Origin of the sequence: Microbacterium sp. CCH5-D1 (genome assembly GCF_001557335.1) — a bacterium.
In the GTDB taxonomy this organism is placed as follows: domain Bacteria; phylum Actinomycetota; class Actinomycetes; order Actinomycetales; family Microbacteriaceae; genus Microbacterium; species Microbacterium oxydans.
Map to the genome: position 1 here is coordinate 1 of NZ_LSJW01000141.1, position 1,240 is coordinate 1,240.

2 protein-coding genes are annotated in these 1,240 nt (G+C 71.0%); both read left to right on the plus strand.

All coding sequences use genetic code 11. The features are described 5' to 3' along the window. A partial coding sequence (locus AX744_RS20625; protein WP_061016378.1) for a hypothetical protein occupies window positions 1–402 on the plus strand: 402 nt, incomplete at its 5' end. Beyond that, window positions 399–1,240, plus strand: an 842-nt coding sequence (locus AX744_RS08845) for a type IV secretory system conjugative DNA transfer family protein (RefSeq protein ID WP_197429195.1), incomplete at its 3' end; no start/stop codon positions are given. The genes AX744_RS20625 and AX744_RS08845, both read left to right, overlap by 4 nt.

Below are 1,240 nucleotides of genomic sequence, written 5' to 3' on the forward strand. Positions count from 1 at the left end.
GCCCCGCCGGTCGCCGAGGGCGCATGGCGGCGCGGCTCGTTCGCGCGGATTGTCGATCAGGTCACCGCCGAGCGGATGATTCCGGCACGAGTCGAGGTCACCGAGGCCGATGGCTCGACGTTCACCGACATCATCACCGCCACCGCCCGCAAGAACACCCCCGCTCCGGCCCCGCCGGAACCCGAACCTGCGGATGCGCCCCGGCTGCTGGAAGTGACCGGGGATGGTTTCGTGCCCGGTGAGGACATTGCGGTGTGCCACATCATCAGGCACACCGACGCCGCCCCGACTGGCACCGCCCGCGCGCTCATCGACCTGGCCTGTGACCACGTCGACCCCGGCGACGAGGTTGTGCTCGTGGGCAGGGTCTCGGGCACGTTCGTCGTGCGGAGCCTGTCATGAGTGCCCCGGCACCGGGCAGGCAGACCGGCTCCTTCGGTGACGAGCTGACCAACGCCGCCATGATCGGACTGATCGGGGTGTTCGCGCTCACGCTGCTGCTGCGCGGTGCCGGGTCGGTCGCGGCGTTCCTCACCGGCACCGCTCAACCCCTGGCCGGCCCCGCCGCCGGGGTCGGGGTGCTGTTCAACCCCGGCGACCCGGCGACCGCGCTGGAGGCCGATGGCCTCAGTGTCGTCGCCTATTGGATCGTCGCGGTCGTGCTGCTGGGGCTGCTGGCGGCGGCGATCACCTGGGCGTGGACACTCCTGCGCCGCCAGTCGCGCAAGAGTGCGCAAGACCCTCATCGACTTCCCGGCACGGCAACGAAACATGACGTGGCTCAGGCCGCCTCCGCCAAGGCGCTGCTATCTCGGGCAGGGAATCTCCGGCCCTCTCTGGAGCGTCCCGCGCCGTCCGATGTGGGCTATCGGATCGGCACCTCGCATGGGCTTGACGTGTGGGCCAGCGTGGAGGACTCTCTGCTGGTCATCGGCCCGCCTCGAAGCGGCAAATCCCTCCAGATCGTCGTGCCGACGATCCTGGATGCGCCCGGCGGAGTGGTCGCCACCTCGACCCGCCCGGACAACCTCACCGCGAGCCTGCGCGCGCGCCAACGCATCGGCCCGACCGCCGTGTTCGACCCGCAGCACCTGGCCGAGGGCATCCCGGCCGGGCTGCGCTGGTCACCGATCAGGGGCTGCGAAGACCCGCTGACGGCGATGATCCGCGCAACCGGCCTCGCCTCGGCCACCGGCCTAAGTTCGGGCGGCGTGGAGGGCGGCGGGTTCTGGGAGGGCAA